Below are 15,386 nucleotides of genomic sequence, written 5' to 3'. Positions count from 1 at the left end.
GGTGGCGGCGGGGGCGTCGGCGACGGAGCGGTCGAGCAGGCGTCGGGCCGGTTCGCGTACGGCGGCGGCCCAGTCCGCGCAGCGGATCACGACGAGCTCCGGCGGGGGTTGCGGCGTGCCGAGGGCGGCTTCGCGGACCCTGCCGTCGGGGTGGCACAGGAGCACCTCGACGGGCGGTTCCGGAAGGCGGCGGCCCAGAGGGGCGAAGAGGCGCGTGCGGAAGGTGGCCGCGGTTGCTTCGGGGAGGGGGTCGGGGCCGTGGCGGCGGATCTCCTCGTCGAAGGCGATCCAGGCGTCGGGTCCGGCCGACGACGGCAGCAGCCGGCCGGCGGGCGGGGCTGCGCCCCGCAGCAGTGCGAGGGCGGCCGCGCGCCCCTGGCCGGCCTCCCGGCTCCGTGCATCCACGTGTCCGTCCTCCTCCTCCGCTGTGTCCCGCCCCCGGCCTCGTGCCGGGCTCGCCCACCTCGACCGGGTGACTCCGCGGCTTGCGCCTCCCCGGTCCGGGACTCCGACCCTACGGCCCCTTCCCCCGCTCTGGCACCCGGATATCGTCCCCGAAAACCCCAGGTCAGGGCCGCGACACGCCCGTCGATTGACGAAACATACGGAGTCATGCATAGTTATGCCTGTCGTTGAATGCACCGTAAGGAGAAACCCGTGACCGAGCGCGTCGTACTCGCCTACTCGGGCGGCCTGGACACCTCCGTCGCCATCGGTTGGATCGCCGAGGAGACGGGCGCCGAGGTCATCGCCGTCGCCGTGGACGTCGGCCAGGGCGGCGAGGACCTGGACGTCATCCGCAAGCGCGCGCTCGCCTGCGGTGCCGTCGAGGCCGAGGTCGCGGACGCCAAGGACGAGTTCGCCGAGGAGTACTGCCTCCCGGCCATCAAGGCGAACGCCCTCTACATGGACCGCTACCCGCTGGTCTCGGCGCTCTCCCGCCCCACCATCGTCAAGCACCTGGTCGCGGCGGCGAAGAAGCACGGCGCCGGCATCGTCGCCCACGGCTGCACCGGCAAGGGCAACGACCAGGTCCGCTTCGAGGCCGGCATCCAGGCCCTCGGCCCCGACCTCAAGTGCATCGCGCCCGTCCGGGACTACGCCATGACCCGGGACAAGGCGATCGCCTTCTGCGAGGCGAAGAACCTGCCGATCGCCACCACCAAGAAGTCCCCGTACTCCATCGACCAGAACGTCTTCGGGCGGGCCGTCGAGACGGGCTTCCTGGAGGACATCTGGAACGCGCCGATCGAGGACATCTACGAGTACACCTCGAACCCGGCCACCCCGCGCGAGCCCGACGAGGTCGTCATCTCCTTCAAGGAGGGCGTGCCCGTCGCCATCGACGGCAGGCCCGTCACCGTCCTCCAGGCCATCCAGCAGCTCAACGAGCGCGCAGGCGCCCAGGGCATCGGCCGGATCGACATGGTCGAGGACCGCCTCGTCGGCATCAAGTCCCGCGAGGTGTACGAGGCGCCCGGCGCCATCGCGCTGATCACCGCCCACCAGGAGCTGGAGAACGTCACCGTCGAGCGCGAGCTCGCCCGCTACAAGCGGCAGGTCGAGCAGCGCTGGGGCGAGCTCGTCTACGACGGCCTGTGGTTCTCCCCGCTCAAGCGGGCCCTGGACGGCTTCATCAACGAGGCCAACCAGCACGTCACCGGCGACATCCGGATGACCCTGCACGGCGGCCGGGCCGTCGTCACCGGCCGGAAGTCCGAGGAGTCCCTCTACGACTTCAACCTCGCCACCTACGACACCGGCGACACCTTCGACCAGTCCAAGGCGCAGGGCTTCATCGACATCTTCGCCCTCTCCGCGAAGATCGCCGCGAAGCGCGACCTCGCCTGAGGCGAGGCCCCGGCAGCGCGCACGACGCAGCACCCGGACGGCCTCCCCGTACCTCCGCGGCGGGGAGGCCGTCGCACACCCACACGCAGCCGACACAGCCGACACATTCGACGCAGCCGTCGCTGTGGTCGCAGCAGTCTTGAGGAGCAGCAGCAGTGAGCAGCAACAACGGTGGCGACGTCCGGCTCTGGGGCGGCCGGTTCGCCGACGGCCCCGCCGAGGCCCTCGCCAAGCTGTCCGCGTCCGTCCACTTCGACTGGCGCCTCGCCCCGTACGACATCGCCGGCTCCCGCGCCCACGCCCGGGTCCTCGCCAAGGCCGGCCTGCTCACCGCGGACGAGCTCGACCGCATGCTGGAGGGGCTGGACCGGCTGGAGGCGGATGTCGCCGACGGCTCCTTCACCGGGACCATCGCCGACGAGGACGTCCACACCGCCCTGGAGCGGGGCCTGCTGGAGCGGCTCGGCCCCGAGCTCGGCGGCAAGCTGCGCGCCGGCCGGTCCCGCAACGACCAGGTGGCCACGCTCTTCCGGATGTACCTGCGCGACCACGCCCGGATCATCGGCGGGCTCATCGCCGACCTCCAGGACGCGCTGATCGGACTCGCCGAGGCGCACCCGGACGTGGCGATGCCGGGCCGGACCCACCTCCAGCACGCGCAGCCGGTGCTCTTCGCCCACCACGTCCTCGCGCACGTGCAGTCCCTGTCCCGGGACGCCGAGCGGCTGCGCCAGTGGGACACCCGCACGGCGGTCTCCCCGTACGGCTCGGGCGCCCTGGCCGGGTCCTCGCTGGGCCTGGACCCGGAGGCGGTCGCCGCCGACCTCGGATTCGAGCGGGGCTCGGTCGGCAACTCGATCGACGGGACGGCCTCGCGGGACTTCGTCGCCGAGTTCGCGTTCATCACGGCGATGATCGGCGTGAACCTGTCCCGGATCGCGGAGGAGGTCATCATCTGGAACACGAAGGAGTTCTCCTTCGTGACCCTGCACGACGCCTTCTCCACCGGCTCGTCGATCATGCCGCAGAAGAAGAACCCGGACATCGCGGAGCTGGCGCGCGGCAAGTCCGGCCGGCTCATCGGCAACCTGACGGGCCTGCTCGCCACCCTCAAGGCGCTGCCTCTCGCGTACAACCGCGACCTCCAGGAGGACAAGGAGCCGGTCTTCGACTCCTGCGACACGCTGGAGGTGCTGCTTCCCGCCTTCACCGGGATGATGGCGACGCTCACCGTGAACCGGGAGCGCATGGAGGAACTGGCCCCGGCCGGGTTCTCCCTCGCCACGGACATCGCCGAGTGGCTGGTGAAGCAGGGCGTGCCGTTCCGGGTGGCGCACGAGGTGGCGGGCGAGTGCGTCAAGGAGTGCGAGGCGCTCGGCATCGAGCTCGACGGGCTCACCGACGAGCAGTTCGCGAAGATCTCCGAGCACCTCACCCCGGAGGTGCGGACGGTCCTGAACGTGCCCGGCGCGCTGGCCTCCCGCAACGGCCGCGGCGGCACCGCGCCGTCCGCGGTGGCGCTCCAGCTGACCGAGCTGAAGGCGGACCTGGTCATCCAGCACGCCTGGGCGCAGCACAAGCAGTAGCCGCTGCCGCTGCCGCTGCCGCCGCCCCCGAACCCCGCGGCCCTGCGCCCCAGCCGGTAGCCGGCCGGGGCGGTGAACCCGGGAGTGCAGTTCAGGTAGAGGAACTGCAGCTGGTACAGGCCGAACCGGGACGAGGGGCTGTTGGTCTCGACCGCGATGTTCTCGCCGACGAGCAGCAGGCTCGTGGTGGCCTTGAGCCGGCCGTCGTCCTTCAGGTCGGCCTGCTGGGCGGCCTTGGCCTTCGCCTGGAGCCGCTTCATGTCCCCGACGGTGCTCAGCCAGCTCAGGTCGTGGGCGCGGCGTTCGCCGGCCGGCTGCCCGCACAGGGCGCGGCCCGTCACGCCCCAGTCCAGCGCGTTGCCCGTGACCACGGGCACGTAGTCGATCGAGGAGACGGCCACGGTCTCGGGGTCGGTCGAGTAGTTCTTCCCGCAGGCGAGGCTGTTGCCGACGAGCTTGCGCAGTTCGGGGAGGCTGCCGGCGCGGGGGAGGCCGAGGCTGCCGCTCTTCGGCTGGCCGGGCTTGGGCTCGCCGCCGTTGTCCGGGTTCTGCGGGATCTCGAAGTTCGGGCTGCCCGAGCCGTCCTCGGTGGCGACGAAGTCGGTGAGGGAGCAGCCCTCGACGAGGGGCTTCTCCCGCTTGTATCCCTCGGGCACCCGGCCGCCGGGGTTGCAGACGAGGACGCGCAGGTCGGAGCGGACGAGCTTCACGGACGTCGGCGTGCGGGTCGGGAAGACGACGAAGCCCTTGCCGACCAGGACCTGGTCGAACAGCCCGTAGGCGCCGTCGCCCGCGGCCATCCTGTCCATGACGTACTGCTTGTAGCCCTCCTGGAAGGCCTTCATGTCCTTCGGGACGGCGATCACGATCGCGCCCGTCTCGGAGGTGTCGCTGCAGACGGCGACCTCCTCGACCGACCACTGGCCGGCCTTGGGGAAGTCGCGTGCCGGGAGCCGCGGGTCGCCGGGCTTGGAGCTCAGGTCCTCGCAGGAGGCGAATTTCCGCAGCTGCTCCTGTGCCGCGGCGAGGGTCCCCCCGGCGGTGGCGCCGCCGGGGGAGGAGGCGGATGCGGAGGCACCGGCCGGCGGTGAGCTCCGGTCGCCGCCCTCCTTGCACCCGGCGAGGGCGGTCAGACAGGCGAGGGCGGCGGTCGTGGCGAGGATCCGCTGGATGCGCATGGGTCGCTTTCGTCGGCGTCAGGCGGCGGGGGTGGCATGAGCATGCTAGGCGCGCGCGTCGCTCATGATCAAAACCCGGCGCGCCGCCCCACCGCCCACCGCGCCAACGCGGCGAAGTCCGCGGGGAGCAGCCCGATCCGCTGGTCGATCCGCATCAGCAGCGCCCGCTGCAGGTGGTGGCGGTCGGCGTACTCGCGGTCCGCGTCGGTGATGTCGTCGTCGACCCAGGCGAACTCCCGCCCCCGCGCGTACTCCAGGACGTACTGCGTCTTCCAGAACGTTCCGGCCGGCGCCCGCCCGTGCATCTGCGGCCAGTCGATGTACGGCAGCCGCGGCAGCCCGAGGTGCGGGCCTATCCAGTCGTTCGCCTCGTCCTTCCAGGTCGTCGCCCACACCAGCTCGTACGCGTTCGCCAGCGCGAGCAGCTCCGCTCCGTGGGAGGGGTTCAGCCACACGCGCAGCGGCTTTGCGCTCTCGGCCCCGGTCCAGCCGCTCGGGCGCATGCGGTGGGTGGTGTAGCCCGCGGGACGGCGCTCGGGCTGGGCGGCGTACGGGTTCAGGGGGCCGTCCACGTCGATCAGGAGCAGTGGCTTTCTCGTCATTTCGGCAGTCTTCCGGTCCGGGGTCGGTGGGGGCATCGCATTAAAATGAGACATCGACGTCTCATTTGGTGTATCGTTGTCTCATGGCCATGGATCGTGACCAGGTGCTCCGCGCCGCCGCAGCCCTGCTCTCCCGCAAGTCGACCGCCACGATGGACGAGGTCGCCCGCGCCGCAGGCATCGGCCGCGCGACCCTCCACCGGCACTTCGCCGGGCGCGACGCCCTCGTACGCGCCCTGGAGGACCTGGGCATCCGCGAGTTCGAGCAGGCCCTGGACCGGGCCCGGCTCGGCGAGGGCACCGCCGTCGAGGCGCTGCGCCGGCTCGTCGCCGAGAGCGAGGCGAACGCGCAGCTGCTGGCCTTCCTCGTCACCGAGAACCAGCTCTTCGAGGGCGACCAGGTCAACGAGGGCTGGGCCCGGCTCGACGCCCGCGTCAGCTCCCTCTTCCGGCGCGGCCAGGCCGAGGGCGACATCCGCATCGACCTCAGCCCCGCCTGGCTCACCGAGGCGCTCTACGGCCTCATCGGCACCTGCGCCTGGGCCGTCATGGACGGCCGGGTCGCCGCCAAGGACTACCACCACATGATCACCGAGCTGTTGCTCGGCGGAGCACAACGAAAGCGATAGGACATGACCCGCACCGAGCAGCTGAAGCCCCTGAACGGGGCGGAGGGCACCAGTGGCGGCGGCAGCCGCGGGCGCTGGCTCGCGCTCGCCGTCCTGGTCCTCGCCGTCCTCCTCGTCGCCGTCGACGCCACCGTCCTCGGCCTCGCCACCCCGTCCCTCTCCGAGGACCTGAAGCCGTCCGGCACGCAGCTGCTGTGGATCGGCGACATCTACTCCTTCGTCATCGCCGGCCTGCTCGTCTCCATGGGCTCACTCGGCGACCGGATAGGGCGCAAGAAGCTGCTCCTGACCGGCGCGACCGCGTTCGGCGCCGTGTCCGTGCTCACCGCCTGCGCCACCACCCCCGAGATGATGATCGTCGCCCGGGCCCTCCTCGGCGTCGCCGGCGCGACCCTCATGCCGTCCACGCTGGCGCTGATCCGCAACATCTTCACCGACCCGCGCGAGCGCAGCCTCGCCATCGGCATCTGGGGAGCCACCGCCTCCGCGGGCGCGGCCGTCGGCCCCGTCGTCGGCGGGGCGCTGCTCCAGCACTTCTACTGGGGCTCGGTCTTCCTCATCAACCTGCCCGTCATGGCGGTCCTGGTCGTCGTCGGCGTGAAGCTGCTGCCGGAGTCGAAGAACCCGGTCGCCGGCCCCTGGGACCTCCTCAGCGTCGCCCTGTCCCTCGTCGGCGTCATCGGCGTCGTCTACGCCGTCAAGGAAGCCGCCACGCACGGCCTGACCGCGGAGGTCGCCGGGGCGGCCCTCGGCGGTGCGGCCGCCCTGTACGCCTTCGTCCGCCGCCAGTTCACCCTGGACGCGCCCCTCCTCGACGTGCGGCTGTTCAAGGACCGCGGCTTCTCCGGCGCGGTCGTCGCCGACCTGCTGACCGTGTTCGGCCTCTCAGGGCTGCTGTTCTTCCTCTCGCAGTTCCTCCAGCTGGTCCAGGGCCGCGAGCCCCTGGAGGCCGGCCTGGCCGAACTGCCCGCCGCCATCGGCGCCGTCGCCACCGGCCTGCTGGCCGGCGCCTGGGCCCGCCGCTTCTCGGTCCGGGCCGTCGTCGCGGGCGGACTCGGCGCCATCGGCCTGGCACTCGCCGCGCTCACCATGGTCGAGCGGACCAGCGGCTACCCGCTGCTCGGCGCGTCCCTGCTCGCCGTCGGCATCGGTGCCGGCTTCTCCTTCACCGTCACCGCCGACGTGATCCTCTCCAGTGTCCCCAAGGAGCAGGCCGGCGCCGCCTCGGCCGTCTCCGAGACCGCGTACGAGCTGGGCGCGGCCCTCGGCATCGCCCTCCTCGGCTCCATCGTCACCGGCGTCTACCAGAGTTTCACCGCCCCGGCGCAGGTGCCGCCGGCCGTCGCGGAGGCGGCGCACGACTCGCTCGGCGGTGCCGTCGAAGCCGCGTCCTCGCTGGACCCGCAGACCGCGCACGCCCTGGTCACCGCCGCCCAGGACACCTTCGTGGAGGGCCTGCGGCTCGCCTCCGGGGTCAGCGCGCTCGTCCTGCTGGCCACCGCGGTCGCCGCATGGTTCCTGCTCAAGGGGCAGAAGCTCCAGGACGGCACCCCGGCGCACCCCTGACCGCCGCCAAGGGGCCCCGTCGACAAGGCGGTTGACAGCCCGTCGGCCGACGGGACACCATCCCGCCGGTGGAGATCATCGAGCTGACCCCCGCGGAGCGCCGCGTCTGGGACGCCTTCCCCCGCGGCGAGGGCGTCGACTTCCGGGAGCACCCCGACGAGGACCCGGCCGCCGGGTCCTCCTGGGGGCCCGAGCGCACCCTGCGGGCCGAGGCGCTGGCCGCGCTCCTGCTGACCGGCCCCACCCGGGACGGTCAGATCGCCGGCCTGAACGTCCGCGGTGCCCGCATCACGGGCAAGCTCGTCCTCAAGTACGCCGACATCGACCACGGGATCCGGCTGCGCGCCTGCCTCTTCGAGCGCAAGCCGGTCGTGTACGGGGCCCGGCTGCGGGGGCTGTGGCTCACCGGCTCGGTGCTGCCCGGCCTGACCGCCTCGACCGTCACCGTCGACATCGCGCTGCGCATGGACCACTGCCGTATCACCGGGCCCGTCCGGCTCGCCGGGGCCCGCATAGCCGGCGGCTTCTTCCTCCAGCATGCCGTCATCGGCGACCCGGACACCGCCTGCCGGGAGGGCGAGGAGCCGCCGCTGCAGTTCAACCACGCCCACGTCGGCGCCGACGTCATGGCGGAGGGCCTGACCGTCCACGGCCGGACGCGGATCAACGGCGCCACCGTCGGCGGCCGGATCAACCTCGACGACGCCCGCCTCCTCGCCCCCGGCGGGACCGCCCTGCACGCCGAGACCCTCTCCGTCGGCACCGACCTGCGGGCCATGCGCCTGCAGGCCAGGGGCCGCGTCAACCTCACGGGATCCCGGATACCGGGCCAGCTGAACCTCGCCTACGCCTCCTTCGCCAACCCGGGCGGGGTCGCCCTGCGCGCCTCCAGCTGCACGGCCGGGGAGCTGTGGCTGCGGGAGTGCCCCACCGTCCAGGGGTCGGTGAACCTGCGGCGCTCCACCTTCGACCTGTTGCACGTCCCGCCGGCCGTCTGGCCCGACCGCATCCGCATCGACGGCCTGACCTACCGCACCCTCGCCCCGCACCTGCCTGCCGAGGAGCGGCTGCCCGCGCTGGAACGCGAGGAGTCCGGCTACCTGCCGTACGCCTACGAGCAGCTCGCCGCCGCCTACCGCACCGTCGGCGACGAGGCCGCCGCCCGGACCGTGCAGCTCGCCAAGCTCCGCCGCCACCGGGGCACGCTGCCCCGGCACGGCCGGCTGTGGGGGCTCCTCCAGGACGCCACCGTGGGCTACGGGTTCCAACCCCTGCGCGCGGCGTTCTGGCTGGTGGCGCTGCTGCTGACCGGCTCGCTCGCGTACGGGATGCGCCCCCCGCCGCCGCTCAAGCCGGACGAGGCACCCGAGTTCAACCCGGTCTTCTACACCCTCGACCTGATGCTGCCGATCATCGGGTTCGGCCAGGAGCAGGCCTTCGCGCCGCGCGGCTGGGCGCAGTGGCTGTCGTACCTGCTGATCGTGACCGGCTGGGTCCTCGCCACGACGACCGCGGCGGGCATCAGCCGGTCACTGCGCCGGCAGTAGGGGCCAGGCGGGGTCCCGGGTCAGGCGGCCTTCGCCTTGGTGGCGTACATGTCCACGTACTCCTGGCCCGACAGCCGCATGACCTCGGCCATCACGGAGTCGGTGACGGCGCGCAGCACGTAGCGGTCGCGGTCCATGCCGTCGTAGCGGGAGAACTCCATCGGCTCGCCGAAGCGGACGGTGACCCGGCCGGGGCGGGGCATGCCCTTGCCGCCGGGCTGGAGCTTGTCGGTGCCGATCACCGCGAACGGCACGACGGGGGCGCCGGTCATCAGGGTGAGCCGGGCGATGCCGGTGCGGCCGCGGTAGAGGCGGCCGTCGGGGGAGCGGGTGCCCTCCGGGTAGATCCCGAAGACCTTGCCCTCCTCCAGGATGCGGCGCCCGGTCATCAGCGCGGCGACGCCGCCGTTGGCGCCGTCCCGGTCGACGGGGATCATGCCGGAGCCGGTGAAGAACCAGGCCATGGCGCGGCCCTTGAGGCCCTTGCCCGTCACGTACTCGTCCTTGCCGATGAAGTGGACGGTCCGGTCGCAGACCAGCGGCAGGATCATCGAGTCGATGAACGTGAGGTGGTTGCCCGCCAGGATCACCGGCCCGGATCCGGGGATGTTCTCGACGCCCTCCACACGGGTGCGGAACATCATGCGCATGACCGGTCCGACGGTGGCCTTGATGAGCGCGGTACGGAACAACGTGAGCCCTCCGGCATCCAAAAGCGGCTGTGCACGGCGCAGGGGCCGTGCAGGTGAGGACGATACTCGCGGGTCAGGTCTGATCGCACATCGGGTTCACCGGTTCGAAACGCATTGTTGACGCGCGTTTGCGCCATGTTCGGCCGGCACCCCCCTCCGGGCCACCCGCCGGTGCCTACCATCGGCTCGCCGATCCGGGCCGCCGCGGGCGCCGGCGCGCCGGTCCCGCCGCGGCCCCCGACCAGCAGGGAGTGCCATTCATGACGCAGGGTGGGGCAGCACGGCGCACGGTCCTCGGGGCGGCCGTCCTCGCGGCCGGCGCCGCCGGCACGGCCGGACTCTCCGCGGGCTCCGCGGCCGCCGCGGAGCCCGGGCAGGAGCGGCGGGCGGGGGAGGACCGGTACGGCGGCGGGTTCCGCGCGCTGCCCGTGCCGCTGGTCATCGGCCACCGCGGCGCCTCCGGGCACCGGCCGGAGCACACCCTCGGCTCGTACGCGCTCGCCCTCGACCTCGGCGCCGACGTCGTCGAGCAGGACCTGGTACCGACCCGCGACGGGCACCTGGTGTGCCGGCACGAGAACGAGATCGGAGGCACCACCGACGTCGCCGACCACCCGGAGTTCGCCTCCCGCCGCACCACCAAGACCATCGACGGGACCTCAGTGACCGGCTGGTTCACCGAGGACTTCACCCTCGCCGAACTGAAGACCCTGCGCGCCAAGGAGCGCATCCCCGCCGTGCGGCAGCGCAACACCCTCTACGACGGGCGCTGGGACGTCCCCACCTTCGAGGAGGTGCTGCGCTGGGCCGACCGCGAGGGCAGGCGGCGCGGGCGGCGGGTCTGGCTGCACGTCGAGACCAAGCACCCCAGCTACTTCCGCTCCCTCGGCCTCGGACTGGAGGAGCCCCTCGCCCGGCTGCTTCGCCGCCACGGCCGCGACGGCCGGGACGCCCCCGTCTTCCTCCAGTCCTTCGAGCCGTCCAGCATCCGGCGCCTCTCCCGGCTGGTCGACGCGCCGCGCGTCGTACTGCTCTCCGACGCCCGCAGCCGCCCCTGGGACTTCGTCCTCGCCGGCGACCCGCGCACCGTCGCGGACCTGTTCACGCCCGAGGGCCTGAAGTGGATCGCCTCCTTTGCCCAGGGCATCGGCCCCACCCTCGACCTGGTCATCCCGCGTACCGCGGACGGCCGGCTGGGCACCCCCACCACCCTCGTGCGCGACGCCCACGCCCGACGGCTCGTCCTGCACCCCTACACCGCCCGCAACGAGAACGCCTTCCTGCCGGCCGAGTTCCGCAGGGGCACCGACCCGGCCGCCTACGGGGACGCCTTCGGCGCGCTGCGGGCCTACTTCGCACAGGGCATCGACGGCATCTTCACCGACCAGCCCGACACCGGCCTCCTCGCGGCCGAGGACTTCCGGCCCGGCCGCGGCCGCCCCTGAGGGCACCCGGCCGCCGCCCGGACGTACGTCAACCAGGAAGCGGAGCACCGCCTTCGGGTGGGTCGTGCCGGGAGGGGAAACCGCCGGGCGCCGCCCGCGCGTCCCGCCCGGCATGGACCCGCTGAAGGACTCCGAGGTACTCGACCGACTGGGCCCGCTGCTCTCCGCCGAGGCGGCCGCGGAGGCCGCCGGCGCGGGCATGGAGGCCGCCGACCTGGAACAGGCCGTCTGGGTCAGGCTGCTGGAGGCCGCCCCCGCCCCCGCCGAGCCCGCCCGCTGGCTGCGCCGGGCCGTACGGGCCGAGGCCCGGCGCGCCCGCCGCCGGGCGCGCCGGGAGGTCCCGTACGGGAGCCGGCCCGGGAACGCGGGCGCCGCGCCCGAGGAGGCGGCGCTGCACGGGGAGGAGCACCGGGCACTCCGTTCGGCGGTCGCCCGATTGCCCGGGCGCTGTCCCGAGCTGATGCGGGCACTTCTGTCGCCCAGAGACCTGACTTACCGTGAAATCGCAGGAGAGTTGGGTATCTCACAAGGAAGTTTGGGGCCCGTCCGTTCCCGTTGCCTGGGATGTCTGCGCAGAATGCTCGCGTCAGAGGTTGGGGCTCCTGGCCTTCGGGGAAGGGAGCGGTAGAACCAACGGGCCACCAGGTGAGCAGGAGGCGTGCGCACATGGGCATGAGCGTGACCATTTCGGCGGCGGTTGCCGAGGACACCGAGCAGATCCTCAAACTGCAGTACCTGGCGTTCCAGCGCGAGGCCGAGCTGTACGGCAACTACCGCATCCAGCCGCTCACCCAGACCCTGGACTCCCTGAAGGCGGAGCTCGCGTCCGACACCGTGCTCGTCGCCCGGCTCGGCGAGGAAGTGGTGGGCACCGTGCGCGGCCGCATCGACGAGGACGGCGCCGGCAGCATCGCCAAGCTGTGCGTGCACCCCCGCCTCCAGGGCCACGGCCTCGGCGCCCGCCTGCTGCGGGCCGTCGAGGAGGCGCTCGGCGGCCGCGAGTCGGCCCCCACCCGCTTCCGCCTGCACACCGGCCACAAGAGCGAGTCGAACCTGCGGCTGTACCGCAAGGCGGGCTACGTGCAGGTCGGCGGGCGCACCGCGTCCGACGGCGTGCGCCTGGTGGTCCTGGAGAAGGAGAGGGCGGCGGGCGCCGCCGATTTCGCGGTCAGCGCCTGACGCGCAGCCAGAGCATCCCGGTGATCGGCAGGATCACCGGGATGAACAGGTAGCCCATCCCGAACTGCGACCACACCGTGGCGTCCGGGAAGGCCTCCGGGCGCAGCAGCGTCCAGGTGCCGACGACGAGGACGCCCGCCAGCTCGGCGGCGCAGCACAGCAGCGCCGCCCTGCGGGCCCGCTCGCCGCCGCGCACCAGCGAGTACGTGATGAAGCAGTACACGAGCGCGGCCGCGCCCGTCAGGGTGTACGGCAGCGGCGCCCGGTCGAACTCGGTCGAGATCTGGTAGACGGAGCGCGAGACCGCGCCGACCGTGATCACGCCGTACAGCCAGACGAGCAGTAGTCCGGGCCCGGAGACGAGCCGCCGCCGGCCGGGGGCCGCGGGGGCGTCCGGGGCGGCGTCGGCGCCTCCTGCCGCCGCCGGGGTGTGGTCCGTGTCAGGCACCGGGGGTCCCCCAGATGTCGTAGAGCCGTACTTCGAGGACGGCGAGGACCACCGCGCCGGCGGCCACCGTCACCGATCCCCACTTGGTGCGCTCGCTCAGCGAGAGCAGTCCGGCGGCCGGGACCGCGGCGAATGCGCCGACCAGGTACGCCAGGAAGATCACCGAGCCCTCGTCGGGCCGCTCGCCGCGGGCCAGCATCACGATGCCGACCACCGACTGGGCCAGGACCAGCAGGGTCACCACACCCATGCCGATGAAGTGCCAGTCCTTGGTCGGCTGGTTCCGCAGCGCGGCGAAACCGCACCAGGCGGCGAGGGCGAGGGCGGCCGCGCCGATGGCGACCGTCAGGGCGTCGAGCATGCAGCGAGCGTATTACGGGCCGGGGGAGCGGCTGCGCCCGCCCCTGCGCGGGCCGCCGCGGCCGGCCCGTGCGCCCTCGGGCCGGATGGCCGAAGGCGATCGATTGTGTCCGGTATACGACTCATGATCGTCCGCTATTCGGACATAATTGATCGGTCAAGGGATATGTCTGGTTTACTGGGGCCCATGACCACGACGAGCAGCCGCACCCTTGCGACCGAGGCGACGATGACGCCCGGTGCTCGTTGTATGTGTCGAATGTGCGCTTTCTGAGGGCCCCTCTCCACCCGTCCCGCGCCCCGAAGCGAGACCGGCCGAGCCCGTCCGCCCCGCCCCTGCCCCGCAGAACGGAACGGACCGCTCCTGCCCCGCGCCTACGTGGAAACCGCCGCATGAATCCGGTTTGACCCGTATCGCGCCCCAGATGTTTGCCCGTGCACGGCGCCCGGCACCCACCGCTGCGCCGCGCACTCGACAGCGACGGAAATCCTGTGATCACCACATCGGGCCTCACGAAGGTCTACCAGTCCCGTGGCCGCGAGGTCACCGCCCTGGACGGCGTCGACCTCCACGTCCGCGAAGGCGAGGTCTTCGGCGTCATCGGCCAGAGCGGCGCCGGCAAGTCCTCCCTCATCCGCTGCGTCAACCTGCTGGAACGCCCCACCTCCGGCACCGTGACCGTCGACGGCGTCGACCTCACCGCCCTCGCCGGCCGCGGCCGCCGCGCCGGCAAGGAGCTCCGCGAGGCCCGCAGCCGCATCGGCATGGTCTTCCAGCACTTCAACCTGCTGTCCTCGCGGACCGTCCAGGCCAACGTCGAACTCCCCCTGGAGATCCTCGGCACCCCCTCCCGCGAGCGCTCCCGCAAGGCCCTCGAACTCCTCGACCTCGTCGGCCTCGCCGACAAGGCCAAGGCCTACCCGGGCCAGCTCTCCGGCGGCCAGAAGCAGCGCGTCGGCATCGCCCGCGCCCTCGCCGGGGACCCCAAGGTGCTCCTCTCCGACGAGGCCACCAGCGCCCTGGACCCCGAGACCACCCGCTCCATCCTCCAGCTGCTGCGCGACCTCAACCAGCGCCTCGGCCTCACCGTCCTGCTCATCACGCACGAGATGGACGTCGTCAAGACCGTCTGCGACTCCGCGGCCCTCATGAAGCGCGGCCGGATCACCGAGTCCGGCACCGTCGCCGAGCTCCTCGCCACCCCCGGCTCCGAACTCGCCGAGGAGCTGTTCCCCCTCACCGGCGCCGCCGGCGGCCCCGACCGCACGGTCGTCGACGTCACCTTCCACGGCGACGCCGCCACCCAGCCGGTCATCTCCCAGCTGTCCCGGACCTACAACATCGACATCTCGATCCTCGGCGCCGCGATGGACACCGTCGGCGGACGCCAGGTCGGCCGCATGCGCATCGAGCTGCCCGGCCGCTACGAGGACAACGTCGTGCCCGTTGGCTTCCTCCGCGAACAGGGCCTCCAGGTCGAGCCCGTCGACACCCTCGACACCGCCGGCCCCGACCTCGACACCGAGATCGCCGAACTCGTCAAGGAAGGTGCCAAGTGACCTGGTCCGAGATGCAGCCCCTGCTCACCCAGGGCACGTACGACACCCTCTACATGGTGCTGTGGTCCACCCTCGTCACCGTCCTGGGCGGCCTGCCCGTCGGCATCCTCCTCGTCCTGACCGACAAGGGCGGCCTCCTGCAGAACCGGCCGCTCAACAAGGTCCTCGGCGTGGTCGTGAACATCGGCCGCTCGCTGCCGTTCATCATCCTGCTGATCGCCCTGATCCCGGTCACCACCGCCGTCGTCGGCACCTTCATCGGCCCCACCGCCATGATCGTCCCGCTGGCCATCGGAGCCATCCCCTTCTTCGCCCGCCTCGTCGAGACCGCAGTCCGAGAGGTGGACCACGGCCTCGTCGAAGCCGTCGAGTCCATGGGCGGGGGAGTCCCGACCATCGTCGGCAAGGTGCTCCTGCCCCAGGCCCTGCCCTCGCTCGTCGCCGCCGTCACCACCACGCTGATCACCCTCGTCGGCTACTCGGCCATGGCCGGCGCCGTCGGCGGCGAAGGCCTCGGCTCCAAGGCCGTCACCTACGGCTTCCAGCGCTTCGAGACCGGCTTCATGCTCGCCACCGTCGCCATCCTCATCGCCCTCGTCACCGCGATCCAGCTCATCGGCGACGGCGCCGTACGCCTCCTCGCCCGCCGCGGCCGCACGGCCTGACACCGGCCCGCCCGGCGGCCCCGCCGGCGGGGCCAGCACTGCACCGCCCGTCATATGATCTCGCCGCCGCCGACGCTG

14 protein-coding genes and 1 pseudogene are annotated in these 15,386 nt (G+C 72.5%); 10 read left to right on the top strand and 5 right to left on the bottom strand.

The window, feature by feature from the left end; all coding sequences use genetic code 11:
* Positions 1-405, bottom strand: a pseudogene (locus EF903_RS15720) (hypothetical protein); the annotation flags it as partial.
* A 252-nt stretch (positions 406-657) separates the two neighbouring features.
* On the opposite strand from EF903_RS15720, the gene EF903_RS15715 reads away from it, so the two are divergent.
* Together EF903_RS15715 and argH are read left to right on the top strand one after the other, a co-directional pair.
* A complete protein-coding gene (locus tag EF903_RS15715; RefSeq protein ID WP_125543852.1) occupies positions 658-1,851 on the top strand; it encodes an argininosuccinate synthase in 1,194 nt (397 codons plus the stop codon).
* A gap of 155 nt (positions 1,852-2,006) precedes the next feature.
* Positions 2,007-3,437, top strand: coding sequence for an argininosuccinate lyase (gene argH / locus EF903_RS15710; RefSeq protein WP_125543851.1), 1,431 nt, complete (start codon positions 2,007-2,009; stop codon positions 3,435-3,437).
* Between the two features lie 1,246 nt (positions 3,438-4,683).
* On the opposite strand, the gene EF903_RS15705 is transcribed toward argH, so the two are convergent.
* Complete coding sequence (locus EF903_RS15705) at positions 4,684-5,217, bottom strand: HAD domain-containing protein (protein WP_125543850.1); 534 nt, start codon at positions 5,215-5,217, stop codon at positions 4,684-4,686.
* Positions 5,218-5,300: 83 nt separating this feature from the next.
* Between EF903_RS15705 and EF903_RS15700 the strand changes: the two genes are divergently transcribed.
* The 3 genes from EF903_RS15700 to EF903_RS15690 all read left to right on the top strand — a co-directional run bounded on the left by EF903_RS15700 (position 5,301) and on the right by EF903_RS15690 (position 8,959).
* Positions 5,301-5,846 carry a TetR/AcrR family transcriptional regulator gene (locus EF903_RS15700; protein WP_125543849.1) on the top strand — a complete coding sequence of 182 codons (546 nt, stop codon included), beginning with the start codon at positions 5,301-5,303 and terminating at the stop codon, positions 5,844-5,846.
* A 3-nt stretch (positions 5,847-5,849) separates the two neighbouring features.
* On the top strand, positions 5,850-7,412 hold the full coding sequence (locus tag EF903_RS15695) for an MFS transporter (protein WP_125543848.1): 1,563 nt from the start codon (positions 5,850-5,852) through the stop codon (positions 7,410-7,412).
* Between the two features lie 68 nt (positions 7,413-7,480).
* Positions 7,481-8,959: a membrane-associated oxidoreductase gene (locus tag EF903_RS15690; RefSeq protein ID WP_125543847.1), complete on the top strand. Its 1,479-nt coding sequence runs from the start codon at positions 7,481-7,483 to the stop codon at positions 8,957-8,959.
* Positions 8,960-8,979: 20 nt separating this feature from the next.
* Here the strand turns inward: EF903_RS15690 and EF903_RS15685 are convergent, their stop codons facing one another.
* Positions 8,980-9,609, bottom strand: coding sequence for a 1-acyl-sn-glycerol-3-phosphate acyltransferase (locus EF903_RS15685; protein WP_125543854.1), 630 nt, complete (start codon positions 9,607-9,609; stop codon positions 8,980-8,982).
* A 302-nt stretch (positions 9,610-9,911) separates the two neighbouring features.
* On the opposite strand from EF903_RS15685, the gene EF903_RS15680 reads away from it, so the two are divergent.
* The 3 genes from EF903_RS15680 (at position 9,912) to EF903_RS15670 (ending at position 12,275) form a co-directional block, all read left to right on the top strand.
* Positions 9,912-11,096: a glycerophosphodiester phosphodiesterase gene (locus EF903_RS15680; protein WP_125543846.1), complete on the top strand. Its 1,185-nt coding sequence runs from the start codon at positions 9,912-9,914 to the stop codon at positions 11,094-11,096.
* Positions 11,097-11,208: 112 nt separating this feature from the next.
* Positions 11,209-11,724 carry an RNA polymerase sigma factor gene (locus EF903_RS15675; RefSeq protein ID WP_125543845.1) on the top strand — a complete coding sequence of 172 codons (516 nt, stop codon included), beginning with the start codon at positions 11,209-11,211 and terminating at the stop codon, positions 11,722-11,724.
* Between the two features lie 38 nt (positions 11,725-11,762).
* On the top strand, positions 11,763-12,275 hold the full coding sequence (locus tag EF903_RS15670; RefSeq protein ID WP_125543844.1) for a GNAT family N-acetyltransferase: 513 nt from the start codon (positions 11,763-11,765) through the stop codon (positions 12,273-12,275).
* Here EF903_RS15670 and EF903_RS15665 read toward each other — a convergent pair.
* Both EF903_RS15665 and EF903_RS15660 read right to left on the bottom strand, forming a co-directional pair.
* Entirely contained in the window at positions 12,265-12,723 is a 459-nt protein-coding gene (locus EF903_RS15665; protein WP_390336034.1) for a hypothetical protein, read from the bottom strand. The genes EF903_RS15670 and EF903_RS15665 overlap by 11 nt on opposite strands.
* Positions 12,716-13,084 (bottom strand): hypothetical protein, encoded by a 369-nt coding sequence (locus EF903_RS15660; protein WP_125543843.1) that lies wholly within the window; start codon positions 13,082-13,084, stop codon positions 12,716-12,718. Before EF903_RS15660 ends, EF903_RS15665 begins: the two co-directional genes overlap by 8 nt.
* Before the next feature lie 491 nt (positions 13,085-13,575).
* Here EF903_RS15660 and EF903_RS15655 point away from each other — a divergent pair, with 491 nt between their 5' ends.
* Together EF903_RS15655 and EF903_RS15650 are read left to right on the top strand one after the other, a co-directional pair.
* A complete protein-coding gene (locus EF903_RS15655; RefSeq protein WP_125543842.1) occupies positions 13,576-14,643 on the top strand; it encodes a methionine ABC transporter ATP-binding protein in 1,068 nt (355 codons plus the stop codon).
* Positions 14,640-15,308: a methionine ABC transporter permease gene (locus EF903_RS15650; RefSeq protein ID WP_125543841.1), complete on the top strand. Its 669-nt coding sequence runs from the start codon at positions 14,640-14,642 to the stop codon at positions 15,306-15,308. Before EF903_RS15655 ends, EF903_RS15650 begins: the two co-directional genes overlap by 4 nt.
* Positions 15,309-15,386: the final 78 nt, after the last annotated feature.

The sequence above is a fragment of the Streptomyces sp. WAC05292 genome (assembly GCF_003949955.1).
GTDB lineage: Bacteria > Actinomycetota > Actinomycetes > Streptomycetales > Streptomycetaceae > Streptomyces > Streptomyces globosus.
This window is presented reverse-complemented; position numbering and strand designations above follow the sequence as displayed.